Annotated in this window: 13 protein-coding genes and 3 pseudogenes; 9 read left to right on the top strand and 7 right to left on the bottom strand. The window is 58.7% G+C overall.

The genetic code is table 11. From position 1 onward, the window contains the following. Window positions 1-594: 594 nt before the first annotated feature. Window positions 595-798: pseudogene (locus AB7M22_RS00455) on the top strand (HAMP domain-containing protein); the annotation flags it as partial. A 153-nt stretch (window positions 799-951) separates the two neighbouring features. Beyond that, window positions 952-1,656, top strand: coding sequence for a methyl-accepting chemotaxis protein (locus AB7M22_RS00460; protein ID WP_454188743.1), 705 nt, complete (start codon window positions 952-954; stop codon window positions 1,654-1,656). Between the two features lie 118 nt (window positions 1,657-1,774). Here AB7M22_RS00460 and AB7M22_RS00465 read toward each other — a convergent pair whose 3' ends face one another. Next, a complete protein-coding gene (locus AB7M22_RS00465) occupies window positions 1,775-2,551 on the bottom strand; it encodes a TatD family hydrolase (protein WP_454184872.1) in 777 nt (258 codons plus the stop codon). Between the two features lie 3 nt (window positions 2,552-2,554). Continuing rightward, window positions 2,555-3,669 (bottom strand): annotated as a pseudogene (cra, locus tag AB7M22_RS00470) (catabolite repressor/activator). A 183-nt stretch (window positions 3,670-3,852) separates the two neighbouring features. Here cra and ptsP point away from each other — a divergent pair. From ptsP to AB7M22_RS00490, 4 genes are all read left to right on the top strand, one after another. Further along, the gene (gene ptsP, locus AB7M22_RS00475) at window positions 3,853-6,714 is read left to right on the top strand and encodes a phosphoenolpyruvate--protein phosphotransferase (RefSeq protein ID WP_454184873.1); all 2,862 of its coding nucleotides are present in this window, start codon (window positions 3,853-3,855) and stop codon (window positions 6,712-6,714) included. Next, window positions 6,714-7,655: a 1-phosphofructokinase gene (pfkB, locus tag AB7M22_RS00480; protein WP_454184874.1), complete on the top strand. Its 942-nt coding sequence runs from the start codon at window positions 6,714-6,716 to the stop codon at window positions 7,653-7,655. Before ptsP ends, pfkB begins: the two co-directional genes overlap by 1 nt. A gap of 11 nt (window positions 7,656-7,666) precedes the next feature. Continuing rightward, window positions 7,667-9,406: a PTS fructose-like transporter subunit IIB gene (locus tag AB7M22_RS00485; protein ID WP_454184875.1), complete on the top strand. Its 1,740-nt coding sequence runs from the start codon at window positions 7,667-7,669 to the stop codon at window positions 9,404-9,406. Between the two features lie 187 nt (window positions 9,407-9,593). Next, a complete protein-coding gene (locus AB7M22_RS00490) occupies window positions 9,594-11,135 on the top strand; it encodes an alkaline phosphatase D family protein (protein WP_454184876.1) in 1,542 nt (513 codons plus the stop codon). Between the two features lie 139 nt (window positions 11,136-11,274). Here the strand turns inward: AB7M22_RS00490 and AB7M22_RS00495 are convergent, their stop codons facing one another. Beyond that, on the bottom strand, window positions 11,275-13,803 hold the full coding sequence (locus AB7M22_RS00495; RefSeq protein WP_454184877.1) for a PepSY domain-containing protein: 2,529 nt from the start codon (window positions 13,801-13,803) through the stop codon (window positions 11,275-11,277). A gap of 135 nt (window positions 13,804-13,938) precedes the next feature. Next, window positions 13,939-14,117 (bottom strand): annotated as a pseudogene (locus tag AB7M22_RS00500) (hypothetical protein); the annotation flags it as partial. Between the two features lie 300 nt (window positions 14,118-14,417). Between AB7M22_RS00500 and AB7M22_RS00505 the strand changes: the two are divergent. Together AB7M22_RS00505 and AB7M22_RS00510 are read left to right on the top strand one after the other, a co-directional pair. Continuing rightward, window positions 14,418-16,682 carry an alpha-xenorhabdolysin family binary toxin subunit A gene (locus AB7M22_RS00505; RefSeq protein ID WP_454184878.1) on the top strand — a complete coding sequence of 755 codons (2,265 nt, stop codon included), beginning with the start codon at window positions 14,418-14,420 and terminating at the stop codon, window positions 16,680-16,682. A 72-nt stretch (window positions 16,683-16,754) separates the two neighbouring features. Further along, window positions 16,755-17,651, top strand: a complete 897-nt coding sequence (locus AB7M22_RS00510) for a hypothetical protein (protein WP_454184879.1) — start codon at window positions 16,755-16,757, stop codon at window positions 17,649-17,651. 48 nt (window positions 17,652-17,699) lie between these two features. On the opposite strand, the gene AB7M22_RS00515 is transcribed toward AB7M22_RS00510, so the two are convergent. Next, the gene (locus tag AB7M22_RS00515; protein WP_007900403.1) at window positions 17,700-18,863 is read right to left on the bottom strand and encodes a type III PLP-dependent enzyme; all 1,164 of its coding nucleotides are present in this window, start codon (window positions 18,861-18,863) and stop codon (window positions 17,700-17,702) included. Between the two features lie 610 nt (window positions 18,864-19,473). Here AB7M22_RS00515 and AB7M22_RS00520 point away from each other — a divergent pair. Then, entirely contained in the window at window positions 19,474-20,394 is a 921-nt protein-coding gene (locus AB7M22_RS00520) for a hypothetical protein (protein WP_454184880.1), read from the top strand. A 76-nt stretch (window positions 20,395-20,470) separates the two neighbouring features. Here AB7M22_RS00520 and AB7M22_RS00525 read toward each other — a convergent pair whose 3' ends face one another. Beyond that, on the bottom strand, window positions 20,471-21,628 hold the full coding sequence (locus AB7M22_RS00525) for an osmoprotectant ABC transporter ATP-binding protein OsmV (RefSeq protein WP_007900398.1): 1,158 nt from the start codon (window positions 21,626-21,628) through the stop codon (window positions 20,471-20,473). After that, window positions 21,625-22,278, bottom strand: a complete 654-nt coding sequence (locus AB7M22_RS00530; RefSeq protein ID WP_007900392.1) for an ABC transporter permease — start codon at window positions 22,276-22,278, stop codon at window positions 21,625-21,627. Before AB7M22_RS00530 ends, AB7M22_RS00525 begins: the two co-directional genes overlap by 4 nt. Window positions 22,279-22,282: the final 4 nt, after the last annotated feature.

Genomic DNA, 22,282 nt, shown 5'->3' on the forward strand with positions numbered 1-22,282 from the left:
AAGCGCGATGAAATGATCGCCGCGTTCAAGGCCCAGCAAACGGAAACCTCCCTGCAAAGCAAAAGTGCGCTGATCGGCAAGTTGCTCGGCAACGCGCAGATTTTCAGCCAGGTCATTGCCAGTCAGGCCGGCCTCAGCCGCGACAGTCAGAGCGACATGCGTCAGTTGAGCGAGCTCATTACCAACGTCACGCCAGCCGTCACCCAGACGCTCGGCGAAGGCCGGGCGATGGGCTCTTACTCGTTGGGACAGGGCTTTCTCAATTCGTCGTCGAGCACCCGGTTCGATGAATTGCTGGCGCAGATCGAAAAGCTTCAGGCTGAGTACGGTCTGAAATTGCAGGATGCTCTGGGCTCCAGTAAAGCAGCGCACGAAACCCTGGCCGCCCAGGCTGAAAGCAGCAAGGCCTCTCTGAAAAAGGCCAGTGAACTGTTCGAAGAACAGGTGGTGATGGCTGACACCCTCGATGCACCGTGGCAGGCCTTTTACGATCAGGTCACGGGCCTGATCGACCAGACTTACCAACTCAATGAAGCCACCCTGAAGTTTCTCGGTACCCAGTTGCAGCAGCGGCTGGAACAGCATCGCACCCATATGATCTTGCAGGCGGTGGCATTGGCGGTGGTGTTTGTGTTGATTTTTTACCTCTACGGCGGTTTCTACGCTTCGACCCGCACCACCCTCAAGCGTCTTGGCGCGGTGATGGACAAGGTGGCGGCCGGGGACATGACCGTGACCTTCAGCGCCAACAGCCGCGATGAACTGGGCGAGTTGGGTGAGGTATTCACCGGCACCGTGAAGAAGATCCATGACCTGATCGAGCGTGTGGGCCAAACCGTCAGTGAGGTCGAGCGTCAGGCCGGCCAGGTCGAGAACGTGTCTGCCCAGAGCAATCAGGCGGTAGCGGGGCAGCGTACGCAGATCGAACAGGTCGCCACAGCGATGAACCAGATGTCAGCCACGTCTCTGGAGGTGGCGCGCAGTGCCGCGGCGGCCGTCAGCAGCGCCCACAGCGTCAACGACGAGACCATCAGCGGTCGCGGTCTGGTGGAGTCCCAGCAGGGCAGCATTGCTGCACTGGCCAGTGAGATCGATCAGTCGGTGCAGGTGATCAATCAACTGGCCAGCGACAGCCAATCCATCAGTCGTGTGCTGGAAGTGATCAAAAGCATTGCCGAGCAGACCAACTTGCTGGCGCTCAATGCGGCCATCGAAGCCGCGCGTGCCGGTGAGCAGGGTCGCGGTTTTGCGGTGGTGGCGGACGAGGTCCGGACCCTGGCCAAGCGCACCCAGCAATCGACCGAAGAAATCGAGCAGATGATTGCCAAGCTGCACAGCGGTGTCGGGGCGGCGGTCAAGGCGATGGGCACCAGCCACCAAATGGCCAACGGCACGGTCGGGCAGTCGGAAAAGGTCCAGCAGGCGCTGGAAAACATCCTCGGCGCCGTCGGCATGATCGTCGATCAGAACCAGCAGATTGCCGCAGCAGTAGAGCAGCAGACCGCCGTGGCTCACGACATCGATCAGAACATCGTCGAGATCAACCGCGCCGGTGAGCGCACCGCCGATGGCGCGCACCAGACCGAAAATGCCAGCCGCGCGTTGTCGGCGCAGGTGTTGGAACTCAAGCAATTGATCAGCGCGTTTCGGGTTTGATACCACGGAGTTGATTTACTGTGGGAGCGGGCTTGCCCGCGATAGCGTCTTACCATTCAACATCAATGTTGGCTGATAGTCCGTCATCGCGGGCAAGCCCGCTCCCACAGGTATTGGATTACCAGTTGAACAGCTCGCACGCATTGGCAGTGCTGGCGGACGCCAGTCGTTCGGGGCTGACTGCCATGATGGCGGCCAATGCCGTGCAGATCGCTGGCAGATGAGCCGGGCTATTACGTTGGCCGGGAAACATGGCGGGGGCCATGTCCGGTGAGTCGGTTTCCAGTACCACCGATTCAAGGGGTAAACCGGCGAGCACGCGGTGCATGCGCAGGGCCTGCGGCCAGGTCGCGGCGCCGCCGAGGCCGAGTTTGAAACCGAGCTTGATGTATTCGCGAGCCTCTTCCTGGCTGCCGGCGAAGGCGTGAATGATTCCCGCGCGCTTCAAGCGAAACCGTTTGAGCGTGGCTATCACCGCTGCATGGCTGCGTCGCACATGAATCAGCGCTGGCAGATTGAAGTCCGCCGCCAGTTGCAGTTGGGCGTCGAACAGCGTTTGCTGGCGTTCGCGATCCAGGGTTTCGATGAAGTAATCCAGACCGATCTCACCCACCGCGCATAGCTGTCGATGGCCCGCCAGACGCGTCAGCCAATCACCGAGTTCGGTCAAATCCTCAGGGCGATGGTCATCCAGATACACCGGGTGCAAACCGAACGCCGCATACAGATCGGGATCGCTTTGCACCAGATCCCAGACCCGCTGCCAATTGGCCTGATAAACCCCCAGCACCACCATCCGCCGCACACCGAGGGAGCGGCTCTCGGCCAGCAGCGCCTGACGATCCACGTCGAAATCCGGGAAATCCAGATGAGTGTGGGTGTCGATCAGTTCCACGGCTCAGTCCTGATGAATACGCTGCTTGAAGGTCCGCGCGATGGCCTGCACGCCGGGTTGGTAATCGGCCTGTTCAATGGCCGCCAACGCCAGTTGCAAAGCTTTGTCGGCGATCAGCTGATGCTGCTGGGACATGGCGTTGACCGGCAGGGGCAGGAAGTCCAGCAACTGCGTATCACCGAAGGTGCCCAGTCGTAGCGGGCGGGTCTTCAGCGGGAAGTCGTGCAAGGCATCGAACACGCCCTGAAGCAGCACGTAGGAGGTGGTCACCAACGCATCCGGCAAATGCCCCAGACGCTGCAGCAACTCTTCCATCAATTGTTTGCCGCACTCGCGGCTGAACGACTCGCCGTGCTCGATCAGTGCCTCGCCTTTGAAGCCGTTCAGCGCTTCCTTGAAACCTGCAGCCCGCTCCTGGCTGATGCTTAATTCAGGACGGGCACCGATCAGCGCGATCTGCTTGGGCAACGGGTCCAGCAGGCTGCGGGTAAGCTGCAGACTGGCTTCGCGGTCGTCGCTGATCACCGAGCAAAAGTACTCAGGCGCCATCACCCGGTCGATGGCGATAATCGGAATGCCTTTGGCCTGCAACTGCCGATAACTGTCGTCGCCGGCCGGCAGGCAACTGGCGACGATCAGCGCATCGCAGCGGCGGGCGCGGAACAGTTGCAGCAATTGCCGTTCACTGTCTGGCGCATCGTCGGAGCTGGCGATCAGCAACTGATAGCCGCGAGCCCGGGCGCCTTGTTCCAGCAGTTTGGCGATTCGTGCGTAACTGGGGTTTTCCAGGTCCGGCAGAATGAAGCCCAGGGTGCGGGTGTGCCGACTGCGCAGTCCGGCGGCCTGGGGATTGGGTGTGAAGCCATGCTGTTCGACCACCGCACGCACGCGCTCGACGGTAGCGCTGCTGATGCGTTGCTGTTCGGCTTTGCCGTTGATGACATAACTGGCGGTGGTCACGGAGACGCCGGCCAACTGTGCAATATCACTGAGTTTCAACCCGGGTTTTCCTTTTTTGTTCGAGTTTGCCCCGACATTTTTGCCAATCCTACCCGATTCGGGCAGGCGACCATTGTCGCAGCAGATCCGACAATTGGACTTCAAGGATGAGACATTATCGAGTAACGTGCCTAACATTCTAGATTAAACGTTTCAGCAGGCGTATTTTCTACGTTATAGGTCGCTTTGGACGGTTCTGCCGCGAAACCGCCAAAACTGCCCCTGAAAAGGCGCTCCCAAGGGCCTAAGCTGAATCAATCAAAACAATACCTGGCGTCACACGGCGCCAAAAAGGAGAAAGCATGCTCGAGCTCACCATAGAGCAGATATCCATGGGCCAGTCGGCTGTGGATAAAGCCACCGCCCTGCAATTACTCGCTGACCGACTCGTGACCGATGGCCTGGTGGCCGACGGCTACCTCGCGGGCTTGCAGGCCCGGGAAGCCCAGGGCTCGACCTTTCTCGGCCAAGGTATTGCCATCCCCCATGGCACCCCGCAAACCCGCGATCTGGTGTTTTCCACCGGCGTGCGGCTGATGCAGTTTCCTGACGGCGTGGACTGGGGCGACGGCCAGATCGTTTATCTGGCCATCGGTATCGCCGCCAAATCTGATGAACACCTGCGCCTGCTGCAACTGCTGACCCGCGCCCTCGGTGAAACCGATCTGGGCCAGGCCCTGCGTCGCGCCAGCAGCGCCGAAGCCTTGCTGAAACTGCTGCAAGGCGCGCCGCAAGAATTGGCGCTGGACGCACAGATGATCGGCCTCGGTGTTTCCGCCGATGACTTCGAAGAACTGGTCTGGCGCGGTGCCCGTTTGCTGCGTCAGGCCGATTGCGTGAGCAACGGTTTTGCCGGTGTCTTGCAGCAGGTCGACGCGCTGCCGCTGGGCGATGGCCTGTGGTGGCTGCACAGCGAACAAACGGTGAAGCGTCCGGGCCTGGCGTTCGTTACCCCGGATAAACCCATGCGCTACCTCGGTCAGCCATTGAGCGGTCTGTTCTGCCTGGCCAGCCTCGGTGAAGCCCATCAGGCGCTGCTCGAACGCCTTTGCGCGTTGCTGATCGAAGGCCGGGGTCATGAGTTGGGCCGTGCCACCAGCAGCCGCGCGGTGCTGGAAGTCCTCGGCGGTGAAGTGCCGGCGGATTGGCCGAGCGCACGCATTGCCTTGGCCAATGCCCACGGTTTGCATGCGCGCCCGGCGAAGATCCTCGCGCAACTGGCGAAAAGTTTTGAAGGCGAAATCCGCGTGCGCATCGTCGACGGTCACGATAGCGCAGTGTCGGTGAAGAGTTTGAGCAAACTGCTCAGCCTTGGCGCCCGTCGTGGTCAGGTGCTGGAATTCATCGCCGAACCGACCATCGCCGCCGATGCCTTGCCAGCTTTGCTGGCGGCCATCGAAGAAGGCCTCGGTGAAGAAGTCGAGCCGCTGCCGGCAGTGAGCCAACATCGCGAAGTGATCGCCGATGTTGCCGAAGTGCTGCTTGCACCGGCCTCCGGCAGTTTGATTCAGGCGATTGCCGCCGCGCCAGGGATCGCCATCGGTCCGGCGCATATTCAAGTGCTGCAAGTCATCGATTACCCGCTGCGCGGTGAGTCCGCCGCCATCGAGCGCGAACGTCTCAAGCAAGCGTTGGCGGATGTGCGTCGCGACATTGAAGGCCTGATCGAGCGCAGCAAGGCCAAAGCGATTCGCGAGATTTTCATCACCCACCAGGAAATGCTCGACGACCCGGAACTGACCGACGAAGTCGATACCCGCCTCAAGCAAGGCGAAAGCGCCGAAGCGGCGTGGATGGCGGTGATCGAAGCCGCCGCCAAACAACAGGAATCGCTGCAGGACGCCTTGCTCGCCGAACGTGCCGCCGACTTGCGCGACATTGGCCGCCGGGTGCTGGCGCAATTGAGTGGCGTCGAAACGCCTGCCGAGCCTGCGCAACCGTACATTCTGGTGATGGATGAAGTCGGCCCGTCCGACGTGGCACGTCTCGATCCGACGCGCGTCGCCGGCATCCTCACCGCTCGCGGTGGCGCCACGGCCCATAGCGCCATCGTCGCGCGAGCCCTCGGTATTCCAGCGCTGGTGGGCGCCGGTGCCGCCGTGTTGCTGCTGAAACCGGGCACGCCGCTGTTGATCGATGGTCAACGTGGTCGCCTGCACGTGGACGCTGATGCCGCAACCTTGCAGCGCGCCACCGAAGAACGCGACACCCGCGAATTGCGCCTGAAAGCCGCCGCCGAACAACGCCATCAACCGGCGCTGACCACCGATGGCCACGCGGTGGAAGTGTTCGCCAATATCGGTGAAAGCGCCGGCGTCACCAGCGCGGTGGAGCAGGGCGCCGAAGGCATTGGCCTGCTGCGCACCGAACTGATTTTCATGGCCCACTCGCAAGCGCCGGACGAGGCGACTCAAGAAGTCGAATATCGTCGTGTGCTCGATGGCCTGGCCGGTCGACCGCTGGTGGTGCGCACCCTCGACGTCGGTGGTGACAAACCGCTGCCGTACTGGCCGATCGCGAAAGAAGAAAACCCGTTCCTCGGCGTGCGTGGCATTCGCCTGACCCTGCAACGTCCGCAGGTGATGGAAGCGCAGTTGCGCGCCTTGCTGCGTGCGGCGGACAACCGGCCATTGCGGATCATGTTCCCGATGGTCGGCAGCGTCGATGAGTGGCGTCAGGCGCGGGACATGACCGAACGTCTGCGCCTGGAAATCCCGGTTGCGGACCTGCAACTGGGGATCATGATCGAAGTGCCGTCGGCCGCTTTGCTGGCGCCGGTGCTGGCCAAGGAAGTGGATTTCTTCAGCGTCGGCACCAACGACCTGACGCAATACACCCTGGCCATCGACCGTGGTCATCCAACCTTGTCGGCCCAGGCTGACGGCTTGCATCCGGCGGTGCTGCAACTGATCGACATCACCGTGCGTGCGGCTCATGCTCATGGCAAGTGGGTCGGCGTGTGCGGTGAACTGGCGGCCGATCCGCTGGCGGTGCCGGTGCTGGTGGGCCTGGGTGTGGATGAGTTGAGCGTGTCGGGCCGCAGCATTGCCGAGGTCAAGGCGCGCATTCGTGAACTCAGCCTGACCCAGACTCAAACCCTTGCCCAACAGGCCCTGGCCGTGGGCAGCGCGAACGAAGTACGCGCATTAGTGGAGGCCCTGTAATGGCCAAGATCTTAACCCTGACCCTTAACCCGGCGCTGGACCTCACCGTTCAATTGCCGATGCTTACCGCCGGTCAGGTCAATCGCAGCGACGAAATGCACACCCACGCCGCCGGCAAAGGGGTGAACGTGGCGCAGGTGCTGGCCGACCTCGGGCACCAGCTGACCGTCAGCGGTTTTCTCGGGGAAGACAACCTTCAGGCGTTCGAAACCCTGTTCGCCAAACGCGGTTTTACCGACGCGTTTGTCCGCGTCCCCGGCGAGACCCGCAGCAACATCAAACTGGCGGAAAGCGATGGGCGCATCACCGACATCAACGGCCCGGGGCCGAGGGTCAGTGAAGCGGCGCAGCAGGCCTTGCTCGATCGTCTCGACCAGATTGCTCCAGGGCATGACGCGGTCGTCGTCGCTGGCAGTTTGCCTCGTGGGGTGAATCCTCAGTGGTTGCGGGAACTGATCCAGCGCTTGAAAAAGCGCGGTTTGAAAGTGGCGCTCGACACCAGCGGTGAAGCCTTGCGCGCAGGTCTGGCGGCCGGCCCGTGGCTGATCAAACCCAACACCGAAGAACTGGCTGATGCGCTGGGTTGTGAGGAGGTTTCCGTTACCGCCCAAGCCGAGGCCGCGAGCCGTTTGCATGCGCATGGTATCGAGCACGTGGTGATTTCCGACGGTGCCGACGGGGTGAACTGGTTCAGTGTCGGCTCGGCCATGCACGCCACACCGCCCAAGGTCAGCGTGATCAGCACCGTCGGTGCGGGGGATTCGTTGCTGGCGGGCATGCTGCACGGTTTGCTCAGTGCCGATACGCCCGAACAAACCTTGCGCACCGCCACCGCGATTGCTGCCATGGCCGTTACCCAGATCGGTTTTGGTATCGGCGACGCCGCGCAACTGGCGCACCTTGAACAGGGCGTGCGCCTGCGCCCCCTGACAGAACAATAAGAGGGTTTGCAATGAAGTTAGCCATTGTTACGGCCTGCCCGAACGGCATGGTCACCAGTGTGCTGTGCGCTCGTTTGCTCGATGCCGCAGCCCAGCGTCAGGGCTGGAGCACCAGTGTCGAAGTCGTTGATGCGGCCCATCCGGAACGCCAACTGTCGGCCGCGACCATCGAGGCCGCCGAGTGGGTGTTGCTGGTCACCAGCGCGCCGGTGGATATGTCACGGTTCGTCGGCAAACGGGTGTTCCAGAGCACCCCGGCCCAAGCCCTGCAAGATGTCGAAGCGGTGCTGCGTCGCGGGGTGGAAGAGGCCCAGGTTTACGTCGCCCCCGAAGCTGTCGCCGAGCCGGCTGCCGTGGTTAAAAATGCGCCACGCCTGGTGGCTGTCACCGCGTGCCCGACCGGCGTCGCCCACACCTTCATGGCCGCCGAAGCCTTGCAGCAAGCGGCCAAGCGTCTGGGCTACGACCTGCAAGTGGAAACCCAAGGCTCGGTCGGCGCGCGCAATCCACTCAGCGCAGAGGCGATTGCCGATGCCGATGTGGTGCTGCTGGCGGCAGACATCGAAGTCGCCACCGAGCGTTTCGCCGGCAAGAAAATCTACCGTTGCGGCACCGGCATTGCGCTGAAACAGGCCGAAGCGACGCTGAACAAAGCCCTGGCCGAAGGCAAGCAGGAAAGCGCTTCGACCGGCGCCAAAGGCCCGACCAAGCAAGAGAAAACCGGCATCTACAAGCACCTGCTGACCGGTGTCTCGTTCATGTTGCCGATGGTGGTGGCGGGCGGTCTGATGATCGCCTTGTCGTTCGTGTTCGGCATTACCGCGTTCAAGGAGGAAGGCACGCTCGCGGCGGCGCTGATGCAGATCGGCGGCGAGACGGCATTCAAGCTGATGGTACCGCTGCTGGCGGGGTACATCGCCTACTCGATCGCTGACCGCCCGGGCCTGGCGCCGGGGATGATCGGTGGTTTGCTGGCGAGCACCCTGGGCGCCGGTTTCATCGGCGGGATCATTGCCGGTTTCATCGCCGGCTATGCGGCCCAGGCGATCAACCGTTATGCGCGTTTGCCGCAGAGTCTCGAGGCGCTGAAACCGATCCTGATCATCCCGTTGCTGGCGAGCCTGTTCACCGGTCTGGTGATGATCTACGTGGTCGGCAAACCGGTGGCCGGGATGCTTGCAGGGCTCACGCACTTCCTCGACAGCATGGGCACCACCAACGCCATTCTGCTGGGTGTGCTGCTGGGCGGCATGATGTGCGTCGACCTCGGCGGGCCGATCAACAAAGCGGCTTACGCGTTTTCGGTAGGGCTTCTGGCGTCGCAAAGTTATGCACCGATGGCCGCGACCATGGCCGCCGGCATGGTGCCGCCGATTGGCCTGGGCATCGCCACATTCATTGCCCGGCGCAAGTTCGCCCAGACTGAGCGCGAGGCTGGTAAAGCGGCGCTGGTGTTGGGGCTGTGCTTTATCTCCGAGGGCGCGATTCCGTTTGCGGCGAAAGACCCGCTACGGGTTATTCCGGCAAGCATCGCCGGCGGCGCGCTGACCGGTGCATTGTCGATGTATTTCGGCTGCAAACTCATGGCGCCCCACGGTGGGTTGTTCGTGATGCTGATCCCGAATGCGATCAACCATGCGCTGTTGTATCTGCTGGCGATCGTGGCCGGGAGTCTGCTGACGGCGGTGACGTACTCGGTGCTCAAACGGCCTGAGACGGTGGAGTTGGCAGTAGAGCCGGTCAGCGCCTGACCTTATAGGTAGGAGCGAGGCTTGCCCGCGAAGGCGCAAGAGGCCTTAACATCTAAGTCGCCTGAAACGACGCCTTCGCGGGCAAGCCTCGCTCCTACGGGGGAGTGGATTGGCATTCGGACGCATCTGTCTGTCATACCGGTTTCATACAGCCATGCTTAAGTTTTCCTTTTTCAGGGAGAACACCATGAGCGAATTCGACCTCAGCCGTCGTCGTGTCATGCAAGTCGTCGGCGCCGGGCTGTTGCTGCCCGGCTTGGCCCCGGCGGTGATTGCTTCGGTCAAGGATCGGCCGCAACTCACCGATGGCGTGCAGTCCGGCGACCTGATGGGCGACCGGGCGATGATCTGGAGCCGTAGCGACCGTGCAGCGCGGATGGTGGTGGAGTGGGACACGCGCAGCCTGTTCAGTAATCCTCGTCGATTCGTTTCGCCATTGGCCGATGCCCACACCGACTTCACCGCCCGGGTCGAACTCACTGGCCTGCCCGCCGACCAGGCGATTTTCTACCGCGTGACTTTCGAAGACGCCCAAAGCGGTGTCACCAGTGAACCCTGGTTTGGCCATCTGCGCAGTGTGCCCACCGCTCGACGGAATATTCGGTTTGTCTGGAGCGGCGACACGGTCGGTCAGGGCTTTGGCATCAACCCGGACATCGGCGGCATGCGCATCTACGAAGCCATGCGCTTGCGCCTGCCGGACTTTTTTATCCACAGCGGCGACACCATCTACGCCGATGGCCCGGTGCCGGCGCAACTGACCACCGAAAGTGGTCGGGTGTGGCGCAACATCACCAGCGAAGCCAAGAGCAAAGTCGCCGAAACCCTCGACGACTATCGCGGCAATTACCGTTACAACCTGATGGACGAAAACATCCGTCGCTTCAATGCCGAGGTCCCACAGATCTGGCAGTGGGACGACCACGAAGTGGTGAACAACTGGTCGCCGGGCAAGCAACTGGATGAGCGTTACAAAAGCAAAGATATCCACAGCCTGGTGGGCCGTGCGCGCCAGGCCTGGCTGGAATACGCGCCGATGCGCTTGCAGAGCGCCGATGACGGCGGGCGGATTTATCGCAAGCTGAGTTATGGGCCGATGCTTGATGTGTTCGTGCTCGACATGCGTAGTTATCGCGGTGCTAACGACGATAACCTGGGTGCCGCCAAGCCGTTTCTCGGTCGAGAACAATTGGACTGGCTCAAGCGTGAATTGAAGGGTTCCCAGGCCCAATGGAAAGTCATTGCCGCCGACATGCCCATCGGCCTCGGCGTACCCGACGGTGAGGTCAGCCCCGGTGTGGCGCGGTGGGAAGCGGTGGCCAATGGTGATCCAGGCCCGGCTCAGGGCCGTGAAGTGGAGATCGCTGAATTACTCGGTTTTCTGCGGGCGCAGCAGGTGCGCAATTTCGTGTTTCTGACGGCCGATGTGCATTACTGCGCGGCGCACCATTACCACCCGGACCGCGCGGCGTTTCAGGACTTCGAACCGTTCTGGGAATTTGTCGCGGGGCCGTTGAATGCGGGGAGCTTCGGGCCGAATGCGCTGGATAAAACCTTCGGTCCCGAAGTGGTGTTCGAGAAAGCACCACCTGCGCAGAACACCTCGCCGTTTGCCGGGTTTCAGTTTTTTGGCGAGGTGAACATCGATGGGCAGACGGGGGAGTTGAGTGTGGTGTTGCGGGATCTGGATGGGGTGGGGGTGTTTGAGCGTAAGTTGCAGCCGGTTTAAGGCTGGCAACTATCGTTTGATTGGACATCGATCAAATGTGGGAGCGGGCTTGCCCGCGATAGCGGACTGTCAGCAACATCAATGTTGGATGTGATGGCCTCATCGCGGGCAAGCCCGCTCCCACAGGGGATCAAGGGTGTCAGTAGACGTCGCGGCGGTAGCGGCCTTGTTCGATCAGGCGGTCGACCTCTTCAATGCCGAGCAATTCGTTGAGCACGTGATCCACCCCTGAAGCCATTCCCTGCAAGCTGCCGCAGATGTAAATCACGGCGCCATCGGCCAGCCATTTCTTCAACTCATCGGCAGACTCGCGCAGGCGATCCTGCACATAGATCTTCTCGGCCTGATCTCGCGAGAATGCCAGATCCAGTCGCGTCAGATCACCGTTGATCAACCACTCTTCCAGTTCCGCGCGGCACAGGTAGTCGTGCTCGCGATGACGCTCGCCGAACAGCAGCCAGTGACGCTGCTGCCCGTCGGCAATCCGCGCCTTGAGCAAACTGCGCAATCCGGCCAGGCCGGTGCCGTTGCCCAGCAGGATCATCGGCACGGGTTCGTTCGGTAGATGGAAACCACTGTTGCGTCGTACCCGCAAACTGATGCTGCTACCCACGGGAGCGTGTTCGGTCAGCCAACCGGAACCGACGCCCAGGCTGCCGTCGGCATGCAACTCCTGACGCACGATCAATTCCAGCACGCCGTCGGCGGCGATCGAGGCGATGGAGTATTCGCGCATGGCCAACGGCACCAGGGCGTTTGCCAGCGCTTGCGCGTGCAGGCCGACCAGATGCGCGCGGTTTTCGGGCAGTTGGCGGCTGGCGAGGGCTTGTTCCAGCGTTTGCGACAGGCCATCGAACTCAACCGTGGCCCGACCGTCGATCCCCAGGCCGTCGAGGAAATGCTCAATGGCCCACGGACAATTGCGTGGCAGTACTTCCACCAGATCCCCGGCCAGCCAGCTGCTGGTGGTGGGGGCGCTGAGGCCGAGCAAATACACGGGCGAACCGCTGCTGTCCGGGTTCATCAATTCGCGGCGAGTCAGGGTCCAGTTGTCGTAGCTTGGCGCTTGCCAGGTATCTACCGGTGCCTGACCCGTCAGCAGGCCGAGTTGCTGTTGCCAGTGGCGCAGGGCGTAGGGGTCACCGCTGTCGACTTCCACCGGGGCAAACAAGGTCTTGCCGCCGTGCTCGCCCAACCAAGCGTGCAAGCGGCGGGCAAAGCCGCAGAAGTGTTGATACTGGCGGTCACCGAGGCCGAGCACGGCATAGTTAAGGCTGTCGAAGCTCAGCGCACGTCCCAGCACTTTGCGTTCGAATCCTCGGGCGCTGTCCGGTGCTTCACCGTCGCCGAAGGTGCTGACCACAAACAGCGCGTTGCTGGAATCCTGCAGGTCCTGTTCGCTGACATTGGCCAACGGTTGGACCTTCACCGGCAACCCGGCGGCCTGCAATTGTCCGGCGGTCTGCCAGGCGAGCTGTTCGGCGAATCCGCTCTGGCTGGCGAAGCCGATCAGCCATGCCGGTGCATCACCGCCCGGTTGCGCGAGGCCTTTGCGGGCATCCTTGATCTGACGTTTCTTGCGTCGACGATCCAGGTACAGCAACCAGCCAGTGATGAAAAACAGCGGCATGGTCAGCGCGGCGATTGTCAGGATAATCCGCCCGATCATCCCGAAATAACTGCCGACGTGCAGCGCATAGATGCTGGTCAGCAGCTGCGCCTTGAGGCTCTTGTCGCTGTAACGGTCATGACGGCTGACGATGCCGGTCGCCGGATCGAGGGTGATCTGGTTCCGCGCCTGGTCGTGGGGCGAATCTTTCAGCAGGTAGAACACGGTTGCCGGTTGCCCGGCCACGGGCGGCATACGCACGTTGTAGGACGAAAGACCAGGGCCGGCGGCGCTGTAGATGCTGCTCCATATCGCGGCGTAATCGGCGGTGGGGGCCGGGCCGCTTGGCGCGGGACCGCGACCACTGCGCACCCGCTCGTTCTGCGGCGAGTCGGAAAGCAGCCGAGTCAGGCCTTTGTTGTACCACTCGTACGACCAGGACAACCCGGTCAGCGCCGCCAAAAGGTAGAACACCAGGCACCAGGTACCGGCCACCGAGTGCAGGTCCCAGTTGAAGCTGCGACCCTTTTTCTTCCAGTCCAGCGTCAGCCAGGCGCGCCAGCTTTTCCACTGGCGTGGCCAGCGCAGGTACAGACCGGACAGGCAGAAAAACACCAGAATCAGCGTACAGGCACCGGTGATTTGCCGGCCGATATCGCCCATGGCCAGGACCCGGTGCAGTTGCAGCATCAGGCCAAAGAAGTCCTGGCCCGTGACGTCGCCCATGAACTCGCCGGTGTACGGGTCGAAGTAACGCATCGGCCCGCGACGTTCACCGGGTGGCGCGGTGAAGATCACCCGCGCGGCGTTGCCGCTGTCGGTCTCGACCCAGAGCATCGAGACGGTCTTGCCCGAGGCGCCTTCGATTTTCTCCACCAGTTCGGCCGGTGGAAGAACGCCGGCAATCTGCTTCTCGACGTGCAGCACAGAGGGGTTCAACGCCCGCAGGATTTCATCCTGGAACGATACCGCCGCCCCGGTAATGCCCATCAGGGCCAGGACCAGTCCGGCGCTGATGCCGAAAAACCAGTGCAACTGGAACAGGGATTTCTTCAACACGTCGCTCGCCTTGTTCGTTCAAAAGTCATCATCACGGCGCGCATTATGCCGTGAGTTGTCGAGAAGCATTCTTTTTTACACACAAAAGCCCCGTTCACTTCGATGAACGGGGCTTTGGCCTTCACGCTTCTATTATCAGAAGTGGAAATTGGCACTCAGCAGAGCGGTACGGCCCGCCGCCACATGGGCGTAGTGGTTCTGGAGTATCTGGTCGAAGTAACGCTTGTCGGTCAGGTTCTGCACGTTGAGTTGCAGGTCGACATTCTTGGTCAGGCGGTAGTGGCCATCGCGTCTTAGCGCCAGTAGGACGGAATCTCCATCGCGGGGAAGTCCTCGACGGCGATCGCCTCAGACGATTCTGATTGCCGCTTTTTAACTTGGCCGATAATGCATGGCAGTTGGGTGTGTGTTTGTATATTTGTTCTTGGTGACTGACGGTGGTGAGTGATCATTAGTGTGTTGGGTATGTGCGTACATTTTGAATTGGCTTGGTTGTTGGGTAATTTTGTTTTGTTGTTTAGTCTTTGTATGAGGTCTGGAAGTTATATTCGGTTTTAGACTTTTTATCCAGCTTTCTAGTTTTGACTTATTAATGGCTAATTAAAGGAATGATTATGTCCAATGAAAACCTGTGGGGCGAAGCATTAAAAAATGCAACCCCTGATGAAATCGTGCGTATCGCAACTGCAGCGCCAAAATTATTTAGTGATGCTTCCACTTCGCAAAGTGAAAGTGTTGTTCGTGATACGGGTCTGTTGCTGACCAAAAAACAAATCATTGATTTGCGGAAATATGAAGCGGCCGGCCTGGCGCTGCCCTATACATTGAATGATGTTACGGACTATCTCCGTTTTGGTGCAGGGCAGGACGGTGGTTCGGGGCTGAGGCCTGAAGACTTCTTAAGTACTTTTTTAAATACCAGAAATCATGCCAGACGCTGGTCGCCATTACGTGAGCGGATCATGATGACGGGCCGCGGTCTCAAGGATTTTGCCAAAAGCATGCTGACCTATGGTGCCTCGATGAAAGAGGTCTACAGTGAAGTGAAAGCTTCCGGTCTGCTGGATCAACACAATGTAAAGACTCTGGAACAACTGAAGAAGCTTGAGTTGGAGCTGGGCGATAAATTTCCAGGTGTCGAGCTGGAGGATGACACTGTCAGTACGCTGGATTATTACCTTCAACGAATTTTCGAGAAGATTGATTATAATCTTCAGGTGGTGGAAGGTATTAAAACAGATCTTGATATGTTTGGTTATGATCTGCGCGAGTACATCTTGCCGGATATCAAGCTGAGAGTAGGGCTGATTGAAAGCAGCTCTTTGGCTGAAGATATCAAGCAGCTGAAAATAGTTATCGATGAGCGTGCAAAAGAAATCGATATCAAAAATACCGAGTACAAGGCCGCTGTTCAAGAGGCGCTGAAGGCTGCCGCAGGGATGAACATTGTCGGACTGGCGATGGCCATTTACATGGGCGTGGAAGCGGAAAATATCCGCGCTCGGCGCAATGAGCTGTATGCCCAGCAGGAAAAGGATATCCAGATTCTCACCAGCAAGAACCAAACTCTGGGTTCGCTGGCACGGGTGAAGCATGATCTGCAAAGCCTGATGATTGTAGCGATCGATGCCGATATTGCCACGCAGAACCTGATGCACGTGTGGAGCGTCCTGCACCTGTGCATCAAAAATTCTACGGGGGCGGCAGGTCGTATCAATGACGCATTGAGTCTCAGGATTTTCATGACCGAGTTTGAAGAGGTGGTTAATCCGTGGCAGCAAATCGAATCTGATTCGGACAAGCTGATCCGGGTCTTCAAAGAGGCCGATGAGGAATATGAGCGCAATTACGGGGTAAGGGGGCGTGCAATGGGGTTCACTGTGCCGCTTCAGCAGGCTTATCCGACACTGGATCTGGCCACGTTGCGCCTTGCCCGTGAGCAGATGAGCGATCACCGCACCCAGGCGCAAGTCTGGCGGGTAAAGCTGAACTATCTGCCGGATCTGTTCGACCGCTTCAATCGGCTCGTTCAAGGTGTCGGCCAAAGTTCGAGCCAACTACAAAGTACCGCGTTTGAAGGTATTAATGAGCTTGAAAACGGTTTGCGACGGCTCGCCAGAATCGAGAAGGATCTGGACGAAACGAGCGATGCGCAGGAGATTGAAGAAATCAAGGACGAGCGCCGAAAGCTGTTGAGTCATTGCGCAGAATCGATTCGCCAGCAAGGTTCGCGGATCCGCAGTTGCCTGAATGAAATCCGTGACCCGTTCGACCGGCGTTTGACCCTGGGTTATATCGCTGACTTTGAGCGTGAAGAAGCGCTGGCAAACGCCGAAGTCATTCAATTGCGAGCAAAAGTGATCGCTTTCCAGGCTGAGCGAAAAGTCATTGCTGATGCTATCGCTTTGCTGGAAAAGAAGGGCATTGAAGGGCTGGGCAAGGACATTACGCTGACCATCGAAAAAGTGAAGGCGTTGGGTCTGGCACCGCCAGAGGTCCAGCTGGTGATGTTCGCCATTGAACAACTCAAGAAAACAATTGGCGATATCGGTAACGGTATTCGTTTTCTGGATATGGTTCGTGAGAGCGAAAAACTGCGAGAAAAAATCGAAGCGGTCACTGCAGAGATCGATCGTCAAGACGGCGTTGTCAGTGCATCGGCCGGCAAGATCAAGTACCTGCAAGCCATCCACTCGATTGAAGATCAACGCAAAGTCTATGTAGCGGGTTACAGTCCAGCGATTACAGCATTTGAGCAATACCTGGCTGCTACCGACGAGATTTCATTTACTGATGATGACGCCCGCAGCGCCGGGTTCAAACAGCAAGCGAATCTGTTTATGGCGTTCCTTGTGCCTGTATCGGTGCCTAACCGTTAAATTCAACTTCGTCACCCTCGGTGCCAAGCGATCGGTTGACACCGAGGGTTGGTGATGATGAGGAACCTGCAGATGCTCGATTACTTACTGGCACAAAAGAACTTTGTTACATTGAAAGAGTATGTCGACTTTCTGAATGAGCTACCTGAGACTTTGGCGGAAATCAAACATCTTTCCGATAACATTGCGCGATCAGGCCACACTATGTTGCCGCCGCCTAATGCCGAGGCATTGATTGAGACGGCAATGGTAAACGCCACTCACTGGCGGACAATCACCGCAGATGTACCTGTGTTGGGCAATGTAACGGCGCAGACTTTTGAAGAGACTTATGGTTTTACCCAAGAGTTTCGTCAAAGGACAGCAGGCGTAAGCCCAAAGTCCCCAGTCAGTGAGCTTGATGCCACACAGTTTAGTGTGGTCAAGTCCAGAGATTGGTACTTGCCTCCCCCTGCGGATGTAATCGATGTCATGCGTGAACTTTGGTCTCGGCTGGAACGGTGTAAGTCAGGCGTATCAAGATTTAAAGAAATAGTACGCAGCGTCGGTGAAACGATACACAGTATTTTTGTTCGATTCATCGAATCGATCGGGCTTCCCTTATGCCAATGCCACGATCCTATTCCCAAGATCGAAGCCTATTACTCGCAAGGTCGGATTGGTCTTCCGGGCATGCAGTTTGACCCCAGCCGGCCCTATTCTCAGCAGGAACGGCTGGGCATGGCGAGAGAGCATCTTGCTCGGCTGTCCGAGCTATACCGGCGCACCACAGGGGCGGTGAACAATCTCAGCGACTTCTGTTATCGGCTGACGTACATCCTGGGTGAAGCCCAGCGGGATCTTCAAACCAATCATCCCGGGCAAACCGTGGCCCGTGCCAACAGCTCGCTCAGACTGGTGGATTTTTCGCTGGCTGAAGTTAAAGCCATGTCTGATCAACTTTTACAGACAATGAATGCGGTCAAATAAAAAAAGCCCATGACACGTCATGGGCTTTTTGATTTCTGCGTGTAGCGCTTACACGTAGAAAGATTTCAGCGGCGGGAAGCCATTGAATTCAACGGCGCTGTAGCTGGTGGTGTAAGCACCGGTCGACAGCCAGTACAAACGGTCACCGATCGCCAGGTTCAGCGGCAGACCGTACTTGTAGTTTTCGTACATGATGTCGGCGCTGTCGCAGGTTGGACCGGCGATGACCACTTCTTCCACTTCGCCTTTCTTCTCGGTCCAGATCGGGAACTTGATGGCTTCGTCCATGGTTTCGATCAGGCCAGAGAACTTGCCCACATCCGTGTACACCCATCGCTCGACGGCGGTACGGGATTTACGCGCCACCAGCACCACTTCACTGACCAGGATGCCGGCGTTGGCGATCAGCGAACGGCCTGGTTCCAGGATGATTTCCGGCAGGTCGTCGCCGAAGTCTTCCTTGAGGAAACGGATGATTTCTTCAGCGTAGGTTTCCAGGCTGTTGGTACGGGTGATGTAGTTGGCCGGGAAGCCGCCACCCATGTTGATCAGCTTCAGGTGGATGCCGTCTTCTTCTTTCAGGCGTTCGAAGATCACTTTGACCTTGGCGATCGCTGCGTCCCAGACGCTGATGTCGCGCTGCTGCGAACCGACGTGGAACGAGATGCCGTAAGGTACCAGGCCCAGGTCACGAGCGAGGATCAGCAGGTCCATGGCCATGTCGGTCTGGCAGCCGAATTTGCGCGACAAAGGCCAGTCGGCGGTGGTCGAGCCTTCGGTCAGGATACGCACATAGACTTTCGAACCCGGTGCAGCCTTGGCGATGTTGCGCAGGTCGGCTTCGGAGTCGGTGGCATACAGACGCACGCCCTTGTCGTAGAAGTAGCGAATGTCTTTGGATTTCTTGATGGTGTTGCCGTAGCTGATGCGATCCGGGCCGACGCCCTGGTTCATCACTTTGTCGAGCTCGTAGATCGAGGCGATGTCGAAGTTCGAGCCTTTCTCTTTGAGCAGGTCGATGATTTCAACGGCCGGGTTGGCCTTGACTGCGTAGTAGACCTTGGCGAATTCGAAACCGGCGCGCAGGTCGTCGTAGGCCTGGCTGATCATCGCGGTGTCGATCACCACGAACGGGGTTTCTTGTTTGTCGGCGAACGCCTTCATTTTCTGGAAGGTATCGCGCGCGAAATAGTCTTCGACGTTGATCGACATGCTGGGAACTCCTACTGGCAAACTGAAATTATCAATGGGTGCAAATGAACGCCCTCCGTATCCCCACTTTGGTTCGCCTACTTCCCAAGGCATGTCGCCGAAAGCAAAAAGGCCATGGGAGGCGGTGCTTTCCCTTGGCCTTGCTGTCTCGTCGTCAGTACTTGAGCCGGATGGATCGTTTCCAGCATGGACGTTCGGCGCGAACTTTAGGGCGTGAGGCGCTTGAGATCAACAAAAAATGTCGCGTTTTTGCACGCATCCGTCGTGCGGTGCCGCTCTGTCTCTGATGTAACCGACCCACATGACAGGTTGATGTTCCACTTGATCGCATTTTTTCGCTGAAGGTCTGGATGAACGGATGGCAATAGCGCCGATGTTTTTAATTTCGATAAAGTATTGAAATGCCCTCAATACTGTTATTTCTGACAGGTGTTGGATGGGCGGAATCTTATTAAGGTAAGAGCGCTTATTGGTATTTTTTCGGGCTTTTCTAAAGACGTAATAGATTTGAACCGAAGTTGTGCGGTGGCGCTGCCTGACGTTCATTAAGTCTGATGGGGAAAGTGTGCGTCTTGTTGTCCATTAATATCATTCACGGGAGTGCATAAAAATGTACAGGATAATTACCTTGCTGTTGGCGTTGGTGATAGCGGGTTGTGCAACACAAGACATTACACCGATCAACGTGTCGGGCTCTGACGGGCAAGTAGTCGAATCCCGCTCGGTCGGAGCCTTGGGTGCGGCTTCCGGCCCGGTAACTGCGCAATACCTCACGGAACGCTACAAAAACAAGATCAACATGTGCCGGAGTAATCCCTCTGCACCGGCCTTCCTGTGCTCTGGTGTGCTGTTGCGGGCGACCGAGCACTCCACACAATTCCACTTCTGGAACCCGAACCCTTCTTCTACCGGGGTTTCGTTTTCTTATCTGCGGGCAGATGCCAAGTTTAGCAAGTTGGTGTTTGGCTATAACAATGGATTTATTTTTTATCCGGTCTTTTATGCCCCCGTCGATAAGATAGATCCAGAAATACTGTGTTTCTTCCCGGTGGACGGCGCAACGGGCAGTCGTGATCAACAAGGTTGTGGACAGGTGGCTGGAGTGCCTTCGGGGCGTGAGTGTCAGTCCCAAGGTATTAACAGCGCGGCTCAATACATCGCCCATTACAACAGCTACCCGAGCAAGTACGGATATTTGTGTGGGTTTAACGTGCGCGACAGTTTGAACCAAGGGGCAACCACTGCTTTTAATGAGGCGATCAAGGCGCAGGGCATGGGCGGCACGTTTGCCTTTAATACGCAGAACGAATTCCGCCTGGCCAAGTGGGGCCAGAATCTTGGTAAAACCCTGCCGGTCGAGGCGGTTTTCTACGTCAACGAAGCTGGCAAGGCGGGTGCGCAATACGATCAACGGGATTTCAAGGCGCAAACCGGTATCTGGATCCCTGTAATCCGTATCACGCTTCCGCAAACGACCACTGCTGATGTGATCTTCCAGTTCATTCCCGCCGATCAGGCGATTTCCTCCTGATTGAACAACCGGGCCGTGCTCCCACAGGTACTGTGTAAAACCTGTAGGAGCGAGGCTTGCCCGCGAAGACGTCAAATCAGGCGACAGCAGTCTCGGCTGGCGAAACAATACTGGTCTTGCCCCCACGAGACTTGCCGGAACTCAAATACTCGGCAATCGATTCCTGAGTCACCTCGCCGAGGAACACCCGCTCGGCATCCATCACCGGCAACCACGAACGGTTGAACTCGTACATGCGCGACAGCAGGATGCGCAAATGCTCATCGTAGACCGCGGTGGCGTTGAACTCGCGCAGGTATTGCGCGCAAGTGCCGGTCTGACGGTGCAGATCGCGGCGGCGCACGTAGCCCAAGGCCTTGTTCTCGGCACAGGTCACCACCACGTAGCGACGGTCCAGTTCGTCCATCAACTCCAGCGCTTCGGCCACCGGCGTTTCCGGGCTCACCGAGGGCGCGTTGTCCGCCGCGTCTTCGGCTTTCACCAGCAATAGACGCTTAAGGGTGCTGTCCTGGCCGACGAAGTTGCTGACAAAGTCGTCCGCCGGGTGCGCCAGCAGCGTATCCGGGTGATCGATTTGCAGCAGTTTGCCCGCGCGGAAAATCGCGATCTTGTCGCCGAGCTTGATGGCTTCGTCGATGTCGTGGCTGACCATGATCACGGTCTTGTTCAGCGCCCGTTGCATCTCGAAGAATTCGTTCTGGATCATCTCGCGGTTGATCGGGTCGACCGCGCCGAACGGTTCGTCCATCAACAACAGTGGCGCATCCGCCGCCAGGGCGCGAATCACGCCGATCCGCTGCTGCTGGCCACCGGACAATTCACGCGGATAGCGAGTCAGATACTGCTTGGGTTCGAGCTTGATCATGCTCATCAACTCGCGGGCGCGGTCGTGGCATTTCTGTTTGTCCCAGCCGAGCAGGCGCGGAACGATGGTGATGTTTTCTTCGATGGTCATGTTCGGGAACAGACCGATCTGCTGGATCACATAACCGATGTTGCGACGCAGGGTCACGGCGTCGAGGTCAGTGGTGTCTTCGCCGTTGATCAGGATCTTGCCCGAGGTCGGTTTGATCAGGCGGTTGATCATCTTCAGCGTGGTGCTTTTGCCGCAGCCCGATGGCCCGAGGAACACGCAGATTTCGCCTTCATTGACGGTCAGGCTTACCGAGTCCACGGCTTTCACATCTTTGCCGTTGCTTTGGAAGGTCTTGCTGAGGTTTTGAAGTTCGATCATTTGAGCAGTCCTTTTGGAGTCAGCGTGCGTTGCAGCCATTGCAGAAGCAGGTCGGCGAAGATGGCCAGGAGACTGACCAGCACGGCGCCGACAATCAGCATCGACATGTCGCTGCGGCTGATGGAAGCGAGAATGAGTACACCGAGGCCACCGGCGCCGATGGTCGCGGCGATGGTCATCACACCGATGTTCATGACCACGGCGGTGCGCACGCCGGCGAGGATCACCGGCACGGCAATCGGCAGTTCGACCATGCGCAGGCGTTGGCCGAAGGTCATGCCGATGCCACGCGCCGCTTCACGAATGCCAGGTTCCACACCGGTCAGCGCCAGGTAGGTGTTACGCATGATCGGCAGTAGGGAGTACAGAAATACTGCGGTGATCGCCGGCATCGGGCCGAGGCCCTGGCCGAATTTCGAATAGAACGGCAGTAGCAGGCCGAACAGCGCAATCGATGGCACGGTCAGCAACACCGTAGCGCTGGCTTGCAACGGGCCGGCCAGCGTCGGGAAGCGGGTCATCAGGATGCCCAACGGCACGCCGACCAGAATCGCCAGGGTCACGGCGATGCCAACCAGGGTGATGTGCTGCCAGGTCAGGTGCAAAACCTGCGGCCAATCGAGATGGGAAAAGGCGTTCAAGAATTCCATGGCT

The organism is Pseudomonas sp. ADAK2 TE3594, assembly GCF_053628675.1.

Bases quoted from the DNA above. Each gene is read 5' to 3' on its own strand.
- AB7M22_RS00520 (WP_454184880.1), top strand. From the start codon at position 19,474: ATGTACAGGATAATTACCTTGCTGTTGGCGTTGGTGATAGCGGGTTGT.
- AB7M22_RS00510 (WP_454184879.1), top strand. From the start codon at position 16,755: ATGCTCGATTACTTACTGGCACAAAAGAACTTTGTTACATTGAAAGAG.
- pfkB (WP_454184874.1), top strand. From the start codon at position 6,714: ATGGCCAAGATCTTAACCCTGACCCTTAACCCGGCGCTGGACCTCACC.
- AB7M22_RS00530 (WP_007900392.1), bottom strand. From the start codon at position 22,278: ATGGAATTCTTGAACGCCTTTTCCCATCTCGATTGGCCGCAGGTTTTG.
- AB7M22_RS00485 (WP_454184875.1), top strand. From the start codon at position 7,667: ATGAAGTTAGCCATTGTTACGGCCTGCCCGAACGGCATGGTCACCAGT.
- AB7M22_RS00460 (WP_454188743.1), top strand. From the start codon at position 952: ATGTCAGCCACGTCTCTGGAGGTGGCGCGCAGTGCCGCGGCGGCCGTC.
- AB7M22_RS00490 (WP_454184876.1), top strand. From the start codon at position 9,594: ATGAGCGAATTCGACCTCAGCCGTCGTCGTGTCATGCAAGTCGTCGGC.
- AB7M22_RS00515 (WP_007900403.1), bottom strand. From the start codon at position 18,863: ATGTCGATCAACGTCGAAGACTATTTCGCGCGCGATACCTTCCAGAAA.
- AB7M22_RS00505 (WP_454184878.1), top strand. From the start codon at position 14,418: ATGTCCAATGAAAACCTGTGGGGCGAAGCATTAAAAAATGCAACCCCT.
- ptsP (WP_454184873.1), top strand. From the start codon at position 3,853: ATGCTCGAGCTCACCATAGAGCAGATATCCATGGGCCAGTCGGCTGTG.
- AB7M22_RS00525 (WP_007900398.1), bottom strand. From the start codon at position 21,628: ATGATCGAACTTCAAAACCTCAGCAAGACCTTCCAAAGCAACGGCAAA.